The sequence below is a fragment of the Nostoc sp. EspVER01 genome, from assembly GCF_034530635.1.
Taxonomy (GTDB): Bacteria; Cyanobacteriota; Cyanobacteriia; order Cyanobacteriales; family Nostocaceae; genus Nostoc.
Genome location: NZ_JAVRCS010000029.1, coordinates 18,356 through 38,799 on the forward strand (window position 1 = coordinate 18,356; position 20,444 = coordinate 38,799).

At 41.4% G+C, this 20,444-nt stretch carries 16 protein-coding genes; 12 read left to right on the forward strand and 4 right to left on the reverse strand.

Features of this window, described 5'->3' with window-relative positions:
• Positions 1 to 316 precede the first annotated feature (316 nt).
• The 3 genes from RMX69_RS21820 to RMX69_RS21830 all read left to right on the forward strand — a co-directional run bounded on the left by RMX69_RS21820 (position 317) and on the right by RMX69_RS21830 (position 2,731).
• On the forward strand, positions 317 to 1,840 hold the full coding sequence (locus RMX69_RS21820) for a SulP family inorganic anion transporter (protein ID WP_322638688.1): 1,524 nt from the start codon (positions 317 to 319) through the stop codon (positions 1,838 to 1,840).
• Between the two features lie 138 nt (positions 1,841 to 1,978).
• Positions 1,979 to 2,101: a hypothetical protein gene (locus tag RMX69_RS29485; RefSeq protein ID WP_409877976.1), complete on the forward strand. Its 123-nt coding sequence runs from the start codon at positions 1,979 to 1,981 to the stop codon at positions 2,099 to 2,101.
• A gap of 6 nt (positions 2,102 to 2,107) precedes the next feature.
• Positions 2,108 to 2,731 (forward strand): Uma2 family endonuclease, encoded by a 624-nt coding sequence (locus RMX69_RS21830; RefSeq protein WP_289797288.1) that lies wholly within the window; start codon positions 2,108 to 2,110, stop codon positions 2,729 to 2,731.
• Positions 2,732 to 2,772: 41 nt separating this feature from the next.
• Here the strand turns inward: RMX69_RS21830 and RMX69_RS21835 are convergent, their stop codons facing one another.
• Together RMX69_RS21835 and RMX69_RS21840 are read right to left on the reverse strand one after the other, a co-directional pair.
• The gene (locus RMX69_RS21835) at positions 2,773 to 3,822 is read right to left on the reverse strand and encodes a glycerate kinase (RefSeq protein ID WP_289797289.1); all 1,050 of its coding nucleotides are present in this window, start codon (positions 3,820 to 3,822) and stop codon (positions 2,773 to 2,775) included.
• Positions 3,823 to 3,837: 15 nt separating this feature from the next.
• Entirely contained in the window at positions 3,838 to 4,170 is a 333-nt protein-coding gene (locus RMX69_RS21840; RefSeq protein ID WP_289797290.1) for a DUF565 domain-containing protein, read from the reverse strand.
• 806 nt (positions 4,171 to 4,976) lie between these two features.
• On the opposite strand from RMX69_RS21840, the gene RMX69_RS21845 reads away from it, so the two are divergent.
• Together RMX69_RS21845 and RMX69_RS21850 are read left to right on the forward strand one after the other, a co-directional pair.
• The gene (locus tag RMX69_RS21845; RefSeq protein ID WP_322638689.1) at positions 4,977 to 5,615 is read left to right on the forward strand and encodes a hypothetical protein; all 639 of its coding nucleotides are present in this window, start codon (positions 4,977 to 4,979) and stop codon (positions 5,613 to 5,615) included.
• Positions 5,616 to 5,946: 331 nt separating this feature from the next.
• Positions 5,947 to 7,962, forward strand: coding sequence for a glycosyltransferase family 39 protein (locus RMX69_RS21850; RefSeq protein ID WP_322638690.1), 2,016 nt, complete (start codon positions 5,947 to 5,949; stop codon positions 7,960 to 7,962).
• Between the two features lie 58 nt (positions 7,963 to 8,020).
• Here RMX69_RS21850 and RMX69_RS21855 read toward each other — a convergent pair whose 3' ends face one another.
• Positions 8,021 to 11,353, reverse strand: coding sequence for an ATP-binding protein (locus RMX69_RS21855; RefSeq protein ID WP_409877974.1), 3,333 nt, complete (start codon positions 11,351 to 11,353; stop codon positions 8,021 to 8,023).
• 558 nt (positions 11,354 to 11,911) lie between these two features.
• Between RMX69_RS21855 and RMX69_RS21860 the strand changes: the two genes are divergently transcribed.
• The 7 genes from RMX69_RS21860 to RMX69_RS21890 all read left to right on the forward strand — a co-directional run bounded on the left by RMX69_RS21860 (position 11,912) and on the right by RMX69_RS21890 (position 19,222).
• Positions 11,912 to 12,493, forward strand: coding sequence for a KaiA family protein (locus RMX69_RS21860; protein WP_322638691.1), 582 nt, complete (start codon positions 11,912 to 11,914; stop codon positions 12,491 to 12,493).
• A gap of 107 nt (positions 12,494 to 12,600) precedes the next feature.
• Positions 12,601 to 12,915, forward strand: a complete 315-nt coding sequence (gene kaiB, locus RMX69_RS21865) for a circadian clock protein KaiB (RefSeq protein WP_289797294.1) — start codon at positions 12,601 to 12,603, stop codon at positions 12,913 to 12,915.
• Positions 12,916 to 12,992: 77 nt separating this feature from the next.
• Positions 12,993 to 14,555, forward strand: a complete 1,563-nt coding sequence (gene kaiC, locus RMX69_RS21870; RefSeq protein ID WP_322638692.1) for a circadian clock protein KaiC — start codon at positions 12,993 to 12,995, stop codon at positions 14,553 to 14,555.
• Between the two features lie 103 nt (positions 14,556 to 14,658).
• Positions 14,659 to 16,824 (forward strand): TolC family protein, encoded by a 2,166-nt coding sequence (locus RMX69_RS21875; protein ID WP_289797296.1) that lies wholly within the window; start codon positions 14,659 to 14,661, stop codon positions 16,822 to 16,824.
• 280 nt (positions 16,825 to 17,104) lie between these two features.
• Positions 17,105 to 17,482 carry a hypothetical protein gene (locus RMX69_RS21880; RefSeq protein ID WP_099099288.1) on the forward strand — a complete coding sequence of 126 codons (378 nt, stop codon included), beginning with the start codon at positions 17,105 to 17,107 and terminating at the stop codon, positions 17,480 to 17,482.
• A gap of 244 nt (positions 17,483 to 17,726) precedes the next feature.
• Entirely contained in the window at positions 17,727 to 18,236 is a 510-nt protein-coding gene (locus RMX69_RS21885) for a hypothetical protein (RefSeq protein WP_322638693.1), read from the forward strand.
• Positions 18,237 to 18,442: 206 nt separating this feature from the next.
• Complete coding sequence (locus RMX69_RS21890) at positions 18,443 to 19,222, forward strand: photosystem II S4 domain protein (RefSeq protein WP_104909074.1); 780 nt, start codon at positions 18,443 to 18,445, stop codon at positions 19,220 to 19,222.
• 85 nt (positions 19,223 to 19,307) lie between these two features.
• Here RMX69_RS21890 and RMX69_RS21895 read toward each other — a convergent pair whose 3' ends face one another.
• The gene (locus tag RMX69_RS21895) at positions 19,308 to 20,084 is read right to left on the reverse strand and encodes an SDR family oxidoreductase (RefSeq protein ID WP_322638694.1); all 777 of its coding nucleotides are present in this window, start codon (positions 20,082 to 20,084) and stop codon (positions 19,308 to 19,310) included.
• Positions 20,085 to 20,444 lie beyond the last annotated feature (360 nt).

Here is a 20,444-nt window from a genome sequence, read left to right on the forward strand (position 1 = left end):
TAAGTTATTGTTTAATTTTAATTAATATTTCGTAGCGAATCCAATAAAAAAGTTATGTAATATCAATCAGATAACACTATTGTTATCATGGACTTGTAATCATTAAGAAATGTGAATAGTAACTATAACCGTAAGTCAATTTAACTTAATGATTTCGTGCTTTCTATTTGAGGGCTGATTATGTCAGTACGGCAACGTTGTAATTAGAACTCAATAAATAGGTTTGAACTATTCAATGCAAGTCTAGTTTCGGCTGCATTGTAACAGTTCACCTTGCCAGCCAAAAATTAAAAACTTTTCATTAGAGGAGAAGCAAATGAGAAATTTGAAAGCAATCATAGACAAATCCTCATTGACTAGTGAAGTACCGGCATCATTTGTGGTGTTTCTTGTCGCCCTTCCTCTTTGTATGGGTATTGCGATCGCTTCGGGACTTCCGCCATCTCGCGGCTTAGTTACAGGAATAGTAGGCGGAATTCTTGTTGGTGCTGTTTCCGGTTCACCAATGCTTGTCAGTGGCCCTGCTGCTGGGCTGGCTGTGATTGTTGCAGAAATAGTTAAAGAATATGGCATTGAAATGGTTGGGCCAATTCTACTACTAGCGGGTTTAATCCAATTACTCGCAGGTATATTTAAACTTGGCCAGTTGTTTCGCGCTATGTCACCAGCTGTCATCTATGGAATGCTTGCAGGTATTGGGATATTAATCTTCGCTTCCCAATTTCATGTCATGCTAGACGACCAACCGCGGATACACGGCATTGAGAATTTAATTTCTATTCCCAACACCATTTACAAAGCTTTCTTCCCTATTGATGGTAGCGTTCATCACCTTGCAGCACTCATAGGTGTAATAACTATTATCATTCTTCTGCTGTGGGAAAAATTTAAACCCAATAGTTTAAAGTTGATACCTGGCGCGCTTGTCGGCGTTGTCATTGCCACCTTCATCGCTACAGTGTGTAGATTACCAATTCAGTATGTTGATGTACCTGCAAATCTGGCACAAGCAATTCAATTACCAACATTTGCCAGCTTACCACGCTTAATTCAGGCACCAGTTTTGCTAGATGCGATCGCGATCGCATTTATTGCTAGTACAGAAAGTTTACTTTCAGCCGTAGCAGTAGATCGATTGCATACCGGGACAAGAACCGATTTCGATCGCGAATTAACAGCCCAAGGAATTGGCAACGTTATATGTGGGTTCTTGGGTGCTTTGCCGATGACAGGAGTGATAGCCCGCAGTTCTGTAAACGTAGAAGCTGGTGCTAAAACTAGATTATCAACGATGCTTCACGGTTTATGGCTGTTAATTTTAGTAATTGCAGCCCCAACCTTACTCAAAATAATTCCCATTTCTAGTCTGGCAGCAATTCTAGTTGTTACTGGTTACAAACTAATCGAAGTAGAACATATTCGCCAGTTAAAGAAGTATGGACGTTTTCCTCTGGTAATATTTGCTGCTACTTTAATCGGGATTGTTGTTACTGACCTCATCACAGGTGTTTTAATTGGTATTCTGTTGACAGGAGTTTTACTAATTCACAAAATGTCTGTGCTGAATATCCAAATGATTAAGCACGAAAATAATCAGCGAATAGACATTTATTTACAAGGCGCGGCAACATTTGTGAGGCTACCAAAATTAGCGAACATTTTAGAACTGGTGCCTCCAGGAAGTGAATTACATGTTTATATGCAAGACTTGGCTTATATAGATCACTCTTGTCTAGACTTACTTTCGGTGTGGGCAAAACAACAGCAACAAATGGGAAGCACCTTAACTATGCAATGGGATCGTCTGATAGATCGTAATCGCAACCCATTTACTCTGTAACACTGAAGCTAGATTTTTTCTCACGGTAAGGTAGCACAACTGTGCTACCGATTCGTATTTTATGTAATCAGCCAGGGGTTAAGATAGGTTTTATATAGGGAATTTGGATTGAGTTGTGGCCGAATCAACCAAAAAAATATGACAATTCTCAACGCTCGTAATTTATCCTTAGAAGAAATTCAACGTCTGTTTGGCTTTCAAGAACAGTACAGTGACTTATTAAAAGCATTGATGATTAAGACAATATACAAGCCAAGGTAAAAATTTATGACTCAAGCCATACCCAAACTAGTAAGCTTTGAAGATTTTGCAGCTTGGCGTCCTCAAGGCGGAAGATACGAATTACATGATGGTGTGATTGTTGAAATGCCCCAACCAACTGGTGAACATGAAGATGTTGTTGGTTTTATCGCTAGAAAACTAACAGTAGAATTTGACCGATTAAATTTACCTTATACAATTCCTAAAACTGCGCTGATAAAGCCTTCTAATTCGTTATCTGCCTATTCTCCAGATGTATTGATATTAAATCGTCTTAATTTAGTGAATGAGCCGTTATGGAAAAAAGAATCAACTGTATCTTATCCGGCATCAATTCCCTTAGTCGTTGAAGTAGTTAGTACTAATTGGGATGATGACTATTACACAAAACAAGGTAAGTATGAGGGTATTGGAATTCCTGAATATTGGGTTGTAGATTATCTCGGTTTAGGTGCTAAAAAGTTTACTGGCAATCCTAAGCAGCCTACTATGTCTATTTATCAATTAATCGATGGTGAATACCAAGTTACTCAATTTAGAGGTAAGGAACGCATCATCTCGCCTACTTTCCCAGAATTGAATTTAACCGCCGAACAGATTTTTCAAGCTGGAGGTTTGCCAAGTAGTTAAAATTATCGAGAGAGCTTTTTTACAACTTGTCTAATTACGAATTATGAATTACTCCGATCGCAATACACTTGACCAAAGCTACGATCGGGATAAATCTCAATCACTAAATCAACCGCTGTCGCATCTCTTACCAACGGCGTGATGAATAATTCCGGGTGCAGCGATCGCCAAAAGTAATTGACAAATTGCTCTATCTCTGCATTACTCATTCCCGACTTCCCCGCAGCAATCATCTGCTGTTCCGCCTGTTTGCGCCACTCCAAAGAACAGCGGTAATCGGTGGGATAAAGCACAATTAAACTGTCTAATCGCTCCCACAGTGGTAAATAATCGTGGAGGCGAAGATTCATATCACGAGCAAATGCTCTATCTTCATCTGTGACAATTGGCGGCGGCGCAGTATCAAATACATCTGACTCGATTGGTCGCACACCCACAAACCAACCTTCAAATAGTACAATATCTACACCCGTGACCATTTCTGGATTAGTGCGATCGCCAGCACCTCCATAAGCAGATTTATCAAAGCGGGGAAGCATCACTGGGCTTTGCAACTCACGGATTTGATCTAGTATATTTAAGCCTAAGTCTATATCGTGAGTTCCCGGTGGGCCGCGCCAAATTAAGCGAGGATCTTGCTGTGTCAAAAGCAAGCGATCGCTGTAAGTTTTATATAAGTCATCCAAAGATAAACTCACAGTCCTGTATCCCAAATGATCGAGAATCAAAATGAGAATTTTGGACATTGTGGTTTTACCAGTACCTTGTCCTCCCAATATTCCTTGAATCAGTGGGCGTCTCAACTGTTGGCGCTGCGATGCTAGTTTGATCCCCAAAGGCAGCCACAAGTCCCACAATACCTGTAACATTTCCTGGGGTTGTACTTGGAGAGTCGCTTGGCAGAATTCGCTAAAAGCTGGGAAGACAGATTTTAGTAAATGCGATCGCCTTTCGATCATTTCATCAACATTTTCCGGTACGATCCCAAAAGCTTTTGCCCTTAACCGATCTGCCAGCGCTGCTTCTCTTGCTTCTGGCTTCCAAGTTTCCCCCACCCCATTGTTTGCCAAAACACTCAGCCACAAATTCATAAATTCTCCATCTCACTACGATCCCAGCTTAAAAGCTTCGAGAAACAGGCTGTAGATGAAACCAACTTTGAGAAGATTTAGTGAGTCTACCAAGAGCGATCGCCTTTCCAAAAAGCTGCGACTATAAAATATCCGGCTGGTAATTTCGGTTAACAGTACTAAAAAAGCCGCTACCACAATATCCAAGAAACCTTCTTGTCCAGCGGTTGTGGAAACTGCGTTTCCCAGAAAAAAACCGAACAAACAACTAATTATCAGCAACGATAGCCGTCGCCAAGGATTTAAAAACCATTGCCCAAAGCGTGTAGCAATGGCATCGAACAAGTTGTTGAGACGAGTGTTTTGCATCAAAGGGACTTCTGGGAAAAGTCAAGATATCTTGAAATATATCTATATTAATGTAAGAAGGATATTGGTTTTAGCATCAGCTTGTTTGTTACTATTGTAGATATCTACTGGAATTGCAGTATTTATTTAAATTTGACCATTCTATCATCTTCACAGAAGTACAGTTTCTTAGAAGATGTTTGGAAACAATAAATATTTAGTTTGATCCCCACGAGCAAGCCTTAAAAAATGGGAAAATGATTCAAAATTCCCCTTTTTTAACGAAGCTGGTTCGTTAAACGGGTTTACTGACTTGTATTCATGTATGGAAGTAAGCTACTCGTAGCGTCTCCCAACAGGAGAATAAACTTGTGTAAATTTAGAAAGGAGGATCTTTAAGCACTGGCTAGATCGCCAGATACTTTCCAAAAATCCTCTTAGGGTGCTTTTAATAGCAGAAGATAAAATACACTACTTAGATTTATCTGACGTTTAGCGAAGGACGCCTTCTTGAGGCTGCTAGCGGTTTCAGGAAACTTTTATTTTTTTATACAAATGAGTTGACTGAATAAGTATCAAATTATCTTTTTTGATCCATACTTACGGTCAAAAGCCAAAGTAATGGATGTCTGTACCTCTCGTTTTTCCAACATCAAAGAGATTATATCCTTCAAATATTTTCTAATCAAAATGATATTTATCATACATTCGCTTTCCTAAAATTATGAAAGTTTATATTCGGCTATTTTGTGTGATTATCTTTTGGGATAATAGGCTACTATTTGGTCAAGCCTAAACAAAATATTTATTTCTAAATAACTATCAATATGAAATCTTCAGTGTATCGTAACGTCGGTATTACAACTTTGTGCTTGGGACTGCTTGTTGCTCTGGTGGGATGCTTTGGACTGAGCGTATCCTTTGAGTCCACCAACCCAGATACAAACCCAGATACATCTTCACAACTGCCAACAGAAACTCAAGAGTGGCAGACAACTTCGGTTTTGCCTGAAAAAGGGATTCCCGCTAGTCTATCTACTCCAGCACCTACCCCAACCAATCGAGTAGAACATAGCAGTAAAGAGAATACTTATCCTGTCTTGGCAGATCGTGATAAATCAGCAAGCATTGGCAAGGATCAAGGGACTTTGCGAATGAGCAATCAAACAAATCAGCCTGTACGGCTGGTTCTGCTGGCACGACAGTCAGTAGCAAAAGGAGCTAGTAAAAAACAAACTCACTACGATGTACCGGCACATTGGGATTTTGCTCCCGAAGAAGGTAGCGAGAAGGGACTGGTTCTATCCTTACCTCAGAATAATTTAAAGCTGGAGAAGGGAGATGTTTTAATTGCTTTTGCACAAGATGGTTCCCGTCGTTACTGGGGCCCTTATATTATTGGCGAAACTCAATTACCTAAGTGGAATTCCCAAAACAGAGAATGGCAACTTGTGCTGAGTCAATAGACTTATTGCAGAAGTAGAGAAAAGGGGGAAGGTGGGGTATCTTCTGGGGATAAGGGGAAAGGTATGGAATTTTTCCAAACCCAGTAACCTTTCCCCAACCGGAAAGCAAAAGTTACTTTTGCAGGATATCTAATAAATATTGAGTACGGAAGCAATTGTTGTAGAGTGGGCATTGTTTACCCTTTGCTCAAACCTTTATTTTTACATCTTTACCCTACAGTTGGTAAAGTGTTAAGTAATGGATAAAAGAAAATTGTTGAATTAAAAACTCCGAAGAACAAAAGATAGATAACCAACGACTATTGATTAGTGATTGTTGACTATTGACTAAATGAGAATGAAATTGAGTGTTAAGCACACTGTTGATCGGTGGTTCAACAAAATAGCAAAAAATCCAGCCCTGAGTGTAACTGTGTCGATTTTGTGGTTGATAGTGGTTGGCTGGGTGGCTTTTGGGTGGAATTTGGGCAACATTGGCTTAATTGATGAGACAGAGCCGCTCTTTGCCGAAGCTTCCCGCCAGATGTTCGTCACAGGTGATTGGATTACTCCATTTTTCAATGGTGACACTCGTTTCGATAAACCTGCTTTAATTTACTGGTGTCAGGCGATCGCATATCATTTGATTGGCGTAAATGAATGGGCAGTACGCCTTCCTTCTGCGATCGCAGCATTCGGCTTAGTTTGTTTAGGTTTTTACACCATCCAGTGGTATCTGGTTAAACAAGAGGAATTAGAGCAAGTTTCACGTCCTACTCGTCGCTACTTAACATCTTTTATAGCAGCAGCGCTCATGGCACTCAATCCCGAAACTATCATTTGGGCGAGAACGGGTGTCTCTGATATGCTGCTCACCGGATGTATAGCATCAGCTTTGTTCTGTTTCTTTCTAGGGTATGCAGGGAAGGACGGGAGCAGCACTTCGGCTACGCTCAGTGAACGAGGAGCAGGGGAGCAGGGGAGCAGGGGAGCAGAATTAATCACCAATGCCCAATCTCCACTTGCCCAGAGCGTTCGCGCAGCGTCTCCGTTAGGAGAAGCCGTTGGCGTAGCCTCTCGTAGAGAAGGGATGCCCCGTGCCCTATTCCCTAATAAGTGGTATTTAGCTTTTTATGTGCTGATTGCTGGCGCAATTTTGACTAAAGGGCCAGTGGGAATTGTTTTGCCGGGGCTAATTGTTGCCGCCTTTTTGCTTTACGTGGGTAAAATGCGAGAGGTGTTGCGAGAAATGCACCTTCTTGTAGGTACACTGATAATTCTTGCTTTGTCAGTGCCCTGGTATGCTTTAGTAATTTGGCGCAATGGCTGGAATTACATTAACTCCTTTTTTGGTTATCACAACCTGGAACGCTTTACAGAAGTAGTTAATGGTCACTCAGCACCTTGGTATTTTTACTTTTTAGTCGTGCTGTTGGGTTTTGCACCATACTCAGTGTATTTACCAGCTTCTATAATCAGACTAAAATTTTGGCAGCGATCGCATTGGCGATCCCTTGAACGTTTTCAGCAATTTGGTTTATTTGCCTGGTTCTGGTTTGCTAGCATCTTTGCCTTTTTTAGCATTGCCGTTACTAAACTCCCCAGCTATGTATTGCCTTTAATGCCAGCAGCAGCAATCCTAGTAGCCTTGTTGTGGAGCGACCTTTTTTCGGATACAGAGACACGGCAAACAATTCCTGTTTCCCCCTCTCCCACTCCCCCCATCTCCACGTCTTTGCTGCGAATAAGTGGTTGGGTGAATGTAGTATTTTTATCAATTCTGGCAACAGCACTGCTCAACATAACCCATATATTAGGTACTGATCCAGCTATCAGTAACTTCCACGAACTAATTGACAAATCTGGTTTACCAGTAATCGCGGGTATAATTTGGCTAGTTTCTGCTGTTTTGGTTGCGGGTTTATTATTGAGCCGCCGCTGGAACTACATTATGAGTATTAATTTAATCGGGTTTGTGGCGTTTGTAATTTTTGTCTTAACGCCTGCTTCGTTCTTTATCGATCGAGAGCGTCAATTACCTTTAAGGGAATTGTCTGCGGTCATTTTAGAAGCAAAACAACCAAACGAAGAATTGATCATGCTTGGCTTCAAAAAGCCTAGTGTGGTATTTTACAGCCACATCCACGTAAATTATTTAAAATTTCCCCAAGAGGCTGTAGAGCATATTAAAAACAAGGCTGCTAAAGGACTAAAACCTTCTTCAGTGCTGTTGTTGGCCGAACAAAAAAAGTTTTTGAAAATGGACTTACAGCCAGATGATTACAAGAATTTATCAACCAAGGGTGCTTATAACTTGGTTCGAGTTCCTTTTAAGAAAATGAAAAATGAAAAAATAGACATATCATAAATTGTCATTAGTCATTAGTCCTTTGAGAATAACTAATGACCAATGACTAATGGCTCCATTAACATTTGCCGTTGTAACCATTGACAGCTAAAGCTTGATTGATCTGGTTTAATAGGTCTTCCATTGATATCGATCGCGGTAATATTTGGGTAGCGATCGCACCAACAACAGTTTCTATCGATTCCAAACCATTCTTCTTCTGCTTCTCAATTTGCTTATAAGCTACCCCATCCTGGAAACTGGTTTCTGAGCGATTTAATCGCTGATTTAGTACCAAAATTGGTGGCAACTTTAAAGGCGAATCTCCTAATGTTTTCAGTGCTTTGAGTACATCTTTGTGAATAGAGGTTTCTCCTAAGCAAATTAGCAGTAAGTCAACGCTTTCGTGGCGAATCTGTTGCAATACTTCTGCCCAACAAGGACTCATCGCCGCTTTGAAGCCTGCTGTTTGGAGGTATTGAATTAAAGCTTGGAACCACTCAGAACCACGTTCAGCAGTTTCACTACTAATTGAGCAATTTTTTTCTGTCCGATAACCCTTAGCTGGCTTACGTCTTACCTGGGGGAAATCCCGCAGCATTGTTAAATCCACTACTAAGATGTTGGGAGGGCAGCAAATACCAGAAGCAATTTCTAGTACTGATAGTAAGGCATCTGTTTTTTCGGTGCGACTGCTATTACCTTTCGCAAATGGTGTTAAGTAAGGAAATACAGATAGCCCTGGTATTTTAGAAGCGATTAAAGTAGTTCCAACATCGCAAGTAACCAGTGGTATAGCTGCTAAACGTGGATGTCCAATTAATTGTTGCAAATAAATTTGGGCGGTGGTACTTTCGACATCTAGCAAAATGACATCAAACTGCCATACCCGCGCCAAAAGTTCTGCCTGATCTAGGTCATCTACTTCAATGACTCGGTGTTCTCGAAGTGAGGGGTGGGGATTGACCGATTCTAACTGGGGATTCACTAGCCTGAGAATTCGCAGTGGAGTTTTAGTTGGGGTAATTGCACTATTATTTAACCCTATCTGCGGTATTACTTGTGCAGTACATAATTTGTCTAGAACTGGTGCTAAGACCTGATGCTCTACTGGCAAACTTAAGAAACCATCGGCTCGGTTAGCAAATGCTTGGTCTTTTTCGGCTCCTGTCGCTGTCACAATTACAGATATATGACGGGTTGCGGTGTCAGATTTTAGTAAAGTCAGTACATCCCAGCCTGATAGCAGGGGTAGCAACGGATTTAAAAATATCGCTATTGGTTGCAAGCGCCGAGCTTTTTCAACTGCTTCTGTCCCCGATCGCGCAATCACTACCCGATATCCTAAACCTTTGAGTTGTTCGGTCAAGTCTTCAATATATCGAGCTACTGCCTCGACTACCAAGACCAACCGTTGCGAACTCGCAAGATGATGCTGTATGGGCGTACTAACTTGCTGACGTGCGGCGGAGTTTTCCCGTGTCGGTTGGTATCGTTTCTCCTCCTCTTCTCTGATGCCCATATCTGGTTCCGAAAAGCCTGTTTTCGGGGGGCTGGGCGGCAGAAGTAGGGTAAACTGGCTACCTTTACCTTCACGCGATAAGAAGCTGACATCTCCTCCGTGGAGGCGAGCCAAGGCGCGAGTTAATACTAGCCCCAAACCAGTGCCTTCAAATTGGCGGGTGAGGGGATTTTCGAGTTGTTGGAATTTTTGAAAGATTAAGTGTTGCTGGTGTTCGGGAATGCCAATTCCTGTATCCCAAACTGTAAAGGCAATCCATCCTTCCCAACGGCTTACCCGCAGCCCAATTTCGCCAGATATTTCGGTGAATTTAAAGGCGTTGGAAAGTAGGTGTACTAGCATCTGGCGTAAGCGCAATTCGTCTGCCACCATCTGATCTAAACCTAGTTCAATGGAAAGACAGAATTGGGGAGCAGATGAACGCGCATTTGCAGGTGGCGGGGCAGATGTCGCTTTGGTGGTTTGAGTGTGGATAGCTTTGGCTTCCGATAGGGCGCGATCGCACACAGCCTGAATTTTCACCGGAGTCAGCGTCAAATCCATTTGTCCCGTCTCCATTCGGGTCAAATCTAAAATGTCATTGACAACACTCATCAGGTGGCGTCCGCTTTGATGAATCAGTCCCGCATAACGGGCTTGACGCTCGTTAAGTTCTCCCAACTGCTGATCCACTAGCAAGCGCGATAATCCCAAAACGGCAGTTAGGGGAGTTTTGAGTTCATGGCTAATACAAGCTAAAAATTCGTCTTTTAACCGATTTAGTTGAATTAAATCGGCATTCTTCGCTGCTAGTTCTTTACAAAGCTGCTGCTGTTCAGTGACATCAGTAGCTAAAACCAACCACAAATTAGTGCTGAGTGCAATTTCCTCTTCAGCACTCATAACTTTCAACTCAGGACTATCTAAGGGAATTTTGGCAAACTGCCAGATTCGCTCTTGACCATTTTGCACTTCGACCACGCAGGTACAAGTACCCACTTGACTATCTAAATAGCATCGGCTGTATGCAGCATCACCTGATGCTTCTTGCTGAATCAATTCTTCTTCACCACCATGCTCATTCTCCCTACCATTGGGATGAACGTTGATTGCTGGTTGGGTGACATATTCTGCTATTTCGGAGCGGTTAGGGACAAGTATTGCCTCCACCTGTTGCCTAACCCCTTCTGGATCTTTTAAGGTTCCTAGTTGCTGCCACCAAGCGGGATTTCGCGCTACCACTTCGCCAGTACCCGTTTGCAACATCAAAGGCCAAGGCAGTCTTTCTAGTAAGTGTACTAATGGCTGATGTCCTAAGGACTTGGGTTCATTTGGCCTACCATCATACTCATGACGATGCTCACTAGACCTTTGTAAGCCAGCCATACGTTCTTGAGCCAGCGATCGCAACAGGCGCGAACTATCCAGCAGCCCTAAATATCGACCATCAGAGTCAATCAGCACCCAATCTAAGTTTTGGGGTTTTTCGACTTGTGAATCGCACCAGCGCAAGCTCAATCGCTCTACACGCTCCGAAGCTGATATTGTCTGTATTGGCTCAATTAGACCTTGACCCCAGGTAGAGAGCGATTGTTGTAAATTTAGATTTTTATCGTCACTTTGTACTAATAATTTGGGGATTAAACGGGCAGAATACAGCAATCCGATGGGGCATTGCTGTTGATTTACTACTACCAAGCGATCGCACTGCTCTTGCTCAAAAATCTCCAACACTACTGCCAGAGAACTTGTTTGGAGGCAGCTAGGTACGGTTGCCTGAAAGTCATAAAGCGGGTAATCTAGCATTAACATAGGGATTTGGGGGTCATTCTTCCTGTGGAACCCTCCGGCATTTCCATCTGCCAGTTGATGGTCTTTTCGCCTGAAGTCATATCCTTTAAGAAGACTCATATAAGCAACTCTAGTTATTTCAACGCCATTAAAACAACGGGATTTTCCCTAACGGACACGGGAATTGCAAACGAGTGTATTTTTCCAAGAGGGGACGTTTCTCATTTCTAGCAACTAGCCTCTCCAGTGTCTTACTGGTATTTAAACTCCTCATCGATAGCGACGGCTAAAACAATTATGGCCCCAAAGATTCGCTTTAGAACCTTGAGGAATTATAATGATTTGGAATGCGACGATCCTTTAAGTTCGTTTAAGTATCTTATCAAGGAGCAAAATAAAAAAATCTATCTATTTATATACATAGATATGTAAATCATGAGTTTAACTACTGTGTCTTGCTATGCCGACGGATACCTCATCATCAAAGACCTACTAAGTTCTACCAGTTAGTTGCTGCACTAGATTGTTAAGTGCGTAGCACTATCTGCTCCTATAGAGCGTTATTTTGGGGTTAAATCACCAGTTGACTGCACACCCAGTATCCCCTACAAGCGTTAGCCAAACTTATCAGCCCGCATTTATTGGTCAGGGCGATCAAGGAGATATATTCAAGAATAGATGTTATTACCGATATTAATTCTGCAATCTAATGTTAACAAATGCTTAAATAATCCAGTTGACTTAGCCAACCTCAAAGGTTTGAGTACGTGGGTGGGGCAATTGATGGACGCAATTATTGCCCAATTTTGCTACTTACCTGTTGCTGCAACAACTTCTGGAAAAATTAACTATTTACCAAATCAGCCGCCACGAAATCCAAGTAAGGCATACACTAGCAAGTACGTTTATGTATTTGCCAGTCAGATGCAAAAAAGCCAGCAACATTTTCAGGAGATGACCCCGGCTGAAAGAGAAGGATTATTAAGACAGCTTAAAATAGATTATAGCTTGATTCTTATAGATTATTTTACCACAGACAAAACACTCAAAGATAAAATTGATAAATTTATCAATACTATATTTTATGCTAATATTCCTGTGCCCCAAATAATCGAAATTCATATGGAGGTAATTGAAGAATTTTCTAAACAGCTAAAATTAGAAGGCAGGAGCAATGAAACCTTACTTGATTATCGCTTAACGTTAATCGATATCTTGGCTCACTTGTGCGAAGTTTATAGGAGTTCAATTTCTAAATAAATTAAGTTTATCGCTGTATATTTCACTTTGAACACACTATTACTGTTAGTTACTCCAATGCGCAAACGCATTTGTTATTTTTATGCTCATGACTAGTTATTAACTATATGATTAAAGCCAGAAAAACCTACGTTCTCAAGCTTTACGTAGCAGGAAATACCCCGAATTCAGTCCGGGCATTAAAAACACTTAAAGAGATTTTAGAACAGGAGTTTGAAGGTGTCTATGCTTTAAAAGTGATCGATGTATTGAAAAGTCCGCAACTGGCGGAAGAAGATAAAATATTGGCAACGCCAACATTGTCTAAAATTTTGCCTCCCCCCGTTCGCAAAATTATTGGGGATCTTTCAGATAGAGAAAGAGTGTTGATTGGATTGGATTTGCTCTATGAAGAACTGAGTGAAGAAGACTTTGAAGAGTAAATTTTTCATCAGAAAAAATTAAGTCCAAAGTTTAGTAATAAAAAAAACAGGTTTTAATATCCTTTTGTTATCAAGCAATGAGTCAAAACGAGCAAGTAGAACCAAAACAACCACCGATAATTAGGGGTGTAGAAAAAATTCGGACGATGATCGAGGGGTTTGACGATATTAGTCATGGTGGTTTACCAATTGGTAGAACGACCTTGATTAGTGGTACATCCGGCACAGGTAAAACCTTATTTTCTCTTCAGTTTCTCTATAACGGTATCACCTACTTTGATGAACCAGGAGTATTTGTAACTTTTGAGGAATCACCGAGTGATATTATTAAAAATGCTAATATTTTTGGTTGGAACTTGCCCCGCTTAATCGAAGAAGGCAAGTTGTTTATTCTTGATGCATCTCCCGATCCAGAAGGTCAAGATATCGTGGGAAATTTTGACCTTTCTGCACTCATTGAGCGTTTGCAATATGCCATCCGCAAATACAAAGCTAAACGAGTTTCCATCGACTCAATAACAGCAGTATTTCAGCAGTATGAAGCGATGGGAGTAGTGCGGCGCGAAATTTTTCGCTTGGTAGCACGTCTCAAACTACTGAGTGTCACCACTGTAATTACCACTGAACGTAGTGAAGAATATGGGCCTGTTGCCTCTTTCGGAGTGGAAGAATTTGTTTCCGATAACGTAGTAATTGTTCGCAACGTTTTAGAAGGAGAACGCCGCCGCCGCACCATTGAAATTCTCAAATTGCGCGGCACAACTCACATGAAAGGCGAGTATCCCTTCACGATTACTAATGAAGGAGTTAACATATTCCCACTGGGAGCAATGCGCTTGACTCAACGTTCTTCTAATGTCAGGGTATCTTCTGGTGTCAAAACCTTAGATGAAATGTGCGGTGGTGGTTTCTTTAAAGATTCAATTATTTTGGCAACAGGAGCTACAGGTACTGGTAAAACCCTGTTAGTAAGCAAATTTATTCAAGATGGCTGCCTGAATGGAGAGCAGGCAATATTATTTGCTTATGAAGAATCACGCGCTCAACTATCTCGTAATGCTTCCTCTTGGGGAATTGATTTTGAAAAATTAGAAGATCAAGGTTTACTCAAAATCATCTGTACCTATCCTGAATCAACTGGTTTAGAAGACCACTTACAAATTATTAAATCAGAAATTGCTATTTTCAAACCCTCTCGGATTGCTATTGATTCCCTATCAGCACTAGCTAGAGGAGTTACAAATAATGCATTTCGGCAGTTTGTAATTGGTGTGACAGGTTATGCTAAACAAGAAGAAATTACTGGTTTCTTTACTAACACAACCGACCAATTTTTAGGAGCGCATTCGATTACTGACTCTCACATTTCCACGATTACCGATACAATTCTGATGTTACAATACGTAGAAATTCGCGGAGAAATGTCGCGGGCAATTAACGTATTCAAAATGCGCGGGTCTTGGCATGATAAAGGAATTCGTGAGTATAATATTACTGCTGACGGGCCCGATATCAAAGATTCTTTCCGAAACTACGAACGGATTATCAGCGGTGCTCCTACTCGCGTTAGTATCGATGAAAAGGCGGAACTTTCTCGCATTGTTAGACGTTTTGAAGACAAACAGAGTTCCGAACCCTAAATTTAGTATCGTAGTATATTCTTTCCTAAGTTTAGTATCGTGCTATATTCTGTGGTGAAGAAAGGTTTTCTGCCGCTAGATTGATTTTCGTGTGAGGGATGCGGTGAAAGGACAGCAATTATTTTATAGCTTCTTACCTGGTGTAACGGCAGCAGTTTTAACAACTCAGCCTGCTTGGGCTGGTACTGCGAAACTAACTGGGGTACAACTGGCGTCTTCTCCTAGTGTTTTGACTTCTACTTATGGTCAAGACTTGGTTGTAGACACCATAAATAGGCAACTGCCTAACAGTGCAAATGTTAGTGTTCCAACCCTAGTACCTGCTTTGGGTTTTACTAAACTTAGTGTGAAACCTTTAAGTAATAACAGTATTCCAGTATTTACGACTGAAAATACTGTTGTACCAATAAAACAACTACTTAAGAAAGATAAAGGTAGATTTTTCAGTTTGACAGCTACCTCTAATCCTTCCCAAGCTCAAAAGAACCAAAAACAGAGTAATTCAAGCGCTTATGGGCAGAAATTAAAGAAGATATTAGTTCCCAACTACACTTCAAAACCCCTTTCTGTCCAAAAAGAAATTTTGTCCCTGTCTTCTGCACAGCAGCCAGTGGTTCAAAAGATAAATACTGTTACTCCGTTGCAAACATTTTTACAAACTTCAGCTACAGGTGCAGGAGCAGCAAAACTGTTGTCAGCGCAGAGGTGTCCGCAGGAGTTGAGCAAAAGTAAAACCGACTCCTTGGCTCTGCTACTAACCTCAAGCACCTGCTTACGACAAAACGCTATTGGTGGCCGCTTGGCTCAGAGTAATACCACGATTCCAGCAGATTCGACGCCAATCACTACGCCAGAAACTGTAACTCCTGCACCAGGGGGTTCGGTGCAACCTGCCACTGTGCCAACAACGGTAACTCCAGTAACGTCAGGGCCAGTGCAAATTCCAGAGAACCTGATTCCTAACTCAAATCCGCTGCAATTTCCCACCAAAGCGGAGGAAGTGAGACTTCAGGAAAATCAACCAATTACTTTGGCACAAGCTCTGGAGTTAGCACGGCGTAACAATCACGATCTACAGGTGTCCTTATTGGAGCTAGAACGCAATAAAGCGGCTCTACGCGAGGCGCAAGCTGCTTTATTGCCCACTCTGGGAGTTAGCACGGATCTGACTCGTAGTCAGTCTGCTAGCAGTCAGCTTCAGGATGAAGTAAACGGGCGAAATGGCTTACTGTCTAACCAAGATCAACCCAGTACATCTTTTTCTGGTCAAGCACAACTGTCGTATAATATCTACACTTCTGGGAGAGTGCAATCTAGCATCAAAGCGGCTGAAGAACAAGTACGTTTCAACGAGTTGGCTGTAGAAACTCAGTCTGAGACAATCCGTCTAAATGTTGCCACAGACTACTACAATTTGCAACAAGCAGATGAACAAGTACGGATTGCCCAATCGGCTGTGCAGAACTCGGAAGCTAGTTTACGTGATGCAGAAGCTTTAGAGCGAGCTGGGGTTGGTACGCGGTTCGATGTGTTGCGATCGCAGGTGAATTTAGCAAATGCCCAACAAAATTTAACTAATGCTAGATCCCAGCAGTCAATTTCCCGTCGTCAATTAGCAACTCGGATAAGTCTGCCGCAAGGAATAAATATCAGTGCCGCTGACCCTGTACAATTAGCTGGTCTTTGGAACCCAACCCTAGAACAAAGTATTGTGTTGGCTTATCAAAATCGTCCAGAATTGCAACAGCAGTTAGCACAACGTAATATTAACGAGCAACAGCGCAAACAAGCTCTTGCAGAACTGGGCCCTCAAGTTAGTTTGGTCGCTAGCTATGACCTGCTAGACCAGTTCGATGATAATGTCAGCGTTACTGATGGTTATTCATTCGGAGTTAGGGCAACCCTAAATTTGTTTGATGGGGGAGCCGCAAGAGCAAGAGCAGCTCAGTCCAAAACCAATATTGCGATCGCCGAAACTCAATTTGCCGAACAGCGCAACCAAATTCGCTTTCAGGTAGAACAAGCCTATTCTACCCAGCAATCTAGTTTGGAGAATGTTCAAACCGCTAATACCGCTTTAGAACAAGCCAGGGAAGCTCTACGTTTAGCGCGTTTGCGATTCCAAGCTGGTGTAGGTACTCAAACTGATGTCATTAACTCTGAAAATGACCTCACCCAAGCTGAAGGTAATCGAGTCACAGCAATTTTGGATTACAACCGCGCTTTAGCTCAGTTACAACGGTCTGTTACTCTCAGAGCATTCCGCTAATTAGCTGAAACTCAACGGAATCACTACTTTTGACTGCTGCTGTGTTTATCAGAGCATTACACAATCTAGTAGAGTTTCTGATAAAAAGCTATCGAAAAGCCTCATTTATTCAGTGTATTTACTGGAAAGATGAGGCTTTTTAGTCTCAAAGGCAGTAAGGAGTTGTTTTTGTGAGGTCTGTATTGGACTTAACAGAGAAGCGATATAGTCAAATTTGGACTAACATAACTGAGTGTTCGTAGTTTACCGCCGTAGGCATCGCTTGCCTTGTCAAAGACTAATGACTAAAGTAACATCTCAAGAAATTGCACAGTTTCGCTCTCAATTGGCAGACGATCCTAGCGATATGGAAGCGCTGGATTTAATTGAAGACTGTGATGGAGATTTGGAAGATGCAGCAATGACGCTAGCTATCCGAGCAGGACAACAACCAGAAAGAGCAAATTCTGAGTGGTTAGATGCCTTAGCTAGAAAATGGCGTGTGGTGATTTGCGAACAAGAATATCGAGAAGATTTGCTTAATACTTCTCTTCAGAAGATGATGGAACATCTAAAAACAACGCCAACATTTCCTAAAATTTTGGCAACGCCAGTTTTGCTATATGTCCTCAAGCAAGGCGTAAACAATTTTTGTGAGCCATTAGATTTGCTAAAATGATCAGCCCATGTACATTTAACTTGTGCGATGCCTGCGGCGGGCTACGCCTACGCAGTTTGCAGTTGAGTTACAGACCTAACCCCCAGCCCCTCTTCCCTGCTAGCGTTGGGGAGTAAGACTCTTAACTCCTAACTCCTAACTCCTAACTCCTAACTTTTAACTCCTACCCAATGCAAGATGATTCAACCAGGACTGATACGCTGTTAATTAAGGCAAAACTTCTATTAGACAAATTGTAAAATCAATGAATTACCTTGTTGCCGTATTATCAGACCGCATTCAAGCCGAAGCTGCTTACTTAGCTTTAGAAAAAGAAGGCATTAACAGCACTATTTTGGGGAGGGGGTATAAAACGGCTGACGAGTTTGGCTTAATTGACCCCCAAGATCAAGCTAAAAAGCAAGCAAAACAGATGGCAACCTGGCTGATACCATTTGGCTTTTTTGCAGGTTTTACATTCAGCCTGATTACTGGTTTAGATACTTTTGCCTGGGCGGGTGAAGTTGGCAATCACATTGTTGGCGGACTGCTGGGTGCTGCTAGTGGTGCGATGGGTGGTGTGGTTGTCGGTGGCGGAGTCGGTTTACTCATCGGTGGTGGTGATGCTTTACCTTATCGCAACCGCTTAGATGCAGGTAAATATTTAGTTGCCGTTGAAGGTTCTGAAACTCTGACTCGCCAAGCAACCAAAATATTACGTCAGTTCGATCCAGAAAATATCCAAGGTTATGCCGACACAAATACTGTGTATTGAATAAATCATAGTTTACACATCACGACACAGCGGCTTGAGTTACTTTCCTGTTCTTGGGAGATGGCGTAAGCCGCTGCGATCGCCAAAGAATCTCAAGTAGAAAGGCTAACCCAATCTGGACAGAAACTGTAGAAATGGGAATTAAAGCTAGAATCAGGATAGTTATAGCAGATTAATTCTCAATTCATAACTCATAATTTTTAAGAATGTTGCCACGAGAAGAACTTTTAAAAGGTGTTGAAAATCGAGATAGTGTCGCTCGTGCAATCGATCAAGCAGAGCAAGCCATCAAAACTTGGGAAGTAGTTTTGACAGATTTTCTGTCTCCCCCAGAATTGGCAGAAATTCAACGGGTGTTTAACCGATTAACAGAAGTGCAATTAGTCGCGTGGGGTGGATATCCGCAAGCTGAACGCCAAAGAATAGCGATCGCTCGTTCGGAACTTCCGTTAGATCAATCTCAAGTCAGCCTGGTAGCTGTAGAAATTGCTGGTAATTTCCTGTTTGATACCGCCTCTCACCGCGACTTTTTAGGCGCAATGTTAGGGACAGGAATTGTTCGTGAAAAGACGGGAGATGTGATTGTCTTGGGAGAACGGGGGGCGCAGGCGATTGTTGCCCCAGAGTTGGTGGAATTTTTGTCAATGAGCCTGAAACAAGTGCGATCGGTTCCTGTGAAAACTCAGCAGATTGAGCTAACTGAATTAAAGGTTCGGGAACCGAAGAAAAAAGAATTAACTACTGTAGAGGCTTCTTTAAGATTAGATGCGATCGCATCTGCTGGTTTTGGTATGTCCCGCAGCAAAATGGTTGATTTCATCGATGCTGGTGATGTCCGCGTCAATTGGAAGGAAGTTACCCAAGCTAGTTCTCAAGTCAAATCAGGCGACTTAATCGCCATTCGTTCTAAAGGGCGTTTAGAAGTTGGCGAAATCGCCGTTACAAAAAAAGAGCGTTACCGAGTTCAATTAACAAGGTATATGTAATAAGTTAGGAGTGAGGAGTTTTAAATACATCAGTTTATTTAACTTCAAACTCCTAACTCCTAACTCCTAAATATATACTTAATACTTAGGCTTTAAAGCGTTTCGCTAACATATTCAGTAGAAGTTTGCGCGGTACAAGCCGAGATAATTTGCTTCTAATTTGAGTGGTAGTATCAGAGCTAATAACAGTTGGATAGCCTTTTTCTAAAGCCTCTAAAGATTCCCAAACCACTTTTTCGGAAGAATAAACTTTATCTGTACTACCTGCCAGCGCTGGAGGAAAATTAGCTTCTGCAAAAAAGTTTGTTTCTATTGGTCCTGGACAAGTGACTAAAATACGGACACCATACTGATAATTTTCTGCCCATAATGCTTCACTAAAGCTGAGAATAAAAGCTTTACTTGCAGCATAAACCGAAAGATATGGTATTGGTTGAAATGCGGTAATCGAGGATACGTTAATAATACTTCCAAAACGACGTTGCCGCATCAAGGGTAAAAACTTATGAGTTAAATCTACCAATGCTAAAATATTTAATTGTACGATTTTGACTTGTTTTTCTCCATCCCCTTCAGCAAAGTCGCCATAGTAACCAAAACCAGCATTGTTGATTAATAAGTCAATATTTAATTCTTTTGATTTTGTGGCATCAAATACACTAGCTGCTGCATTAGGTTCTGTGAGGTCTTTAACTATAACGTCTACTTGAATGTTGTGTTGTTCTTGTAGTTGTTTAGCTAATTGGCTCAGTTTTTCTTCAGAACGAGCAACGAGTACAAGATTTGTCTTGCGTGCAGCTAGTTCTTGAGCAAAGGCTTTACCAATACCACTAGAAGCACCAGTAATTAAAGCAGTTGGCATTATACATATTTAGATAGTTTTTAAGCACTTATAAATTTTAGCGATGTTGGCTATAAGTTTTAACTACCCAAAGTGATATACCAAAAAGGGTAAAAGCATTACTTAGTACTGAAGTGAAGGTTAGTTTTTTGTACTCAGAATTTCACAATGGAACCTATTGCAAAAATTGAAACACAGATTTACCACTATCTCAATCTCAAAAAATAGTTTGTGGAAATTTTTGCTAAATTCAGCCTTCCAATTGACTGATTCTTCTTGCGGTTTTCTCTGAAAGTATAATTGCCGCTTATCCAGATATTTTTTTTTGAAGTCCTATGTCAAAAATAATGATTTTTCTCATGGCAATTCAAATTCATTTTG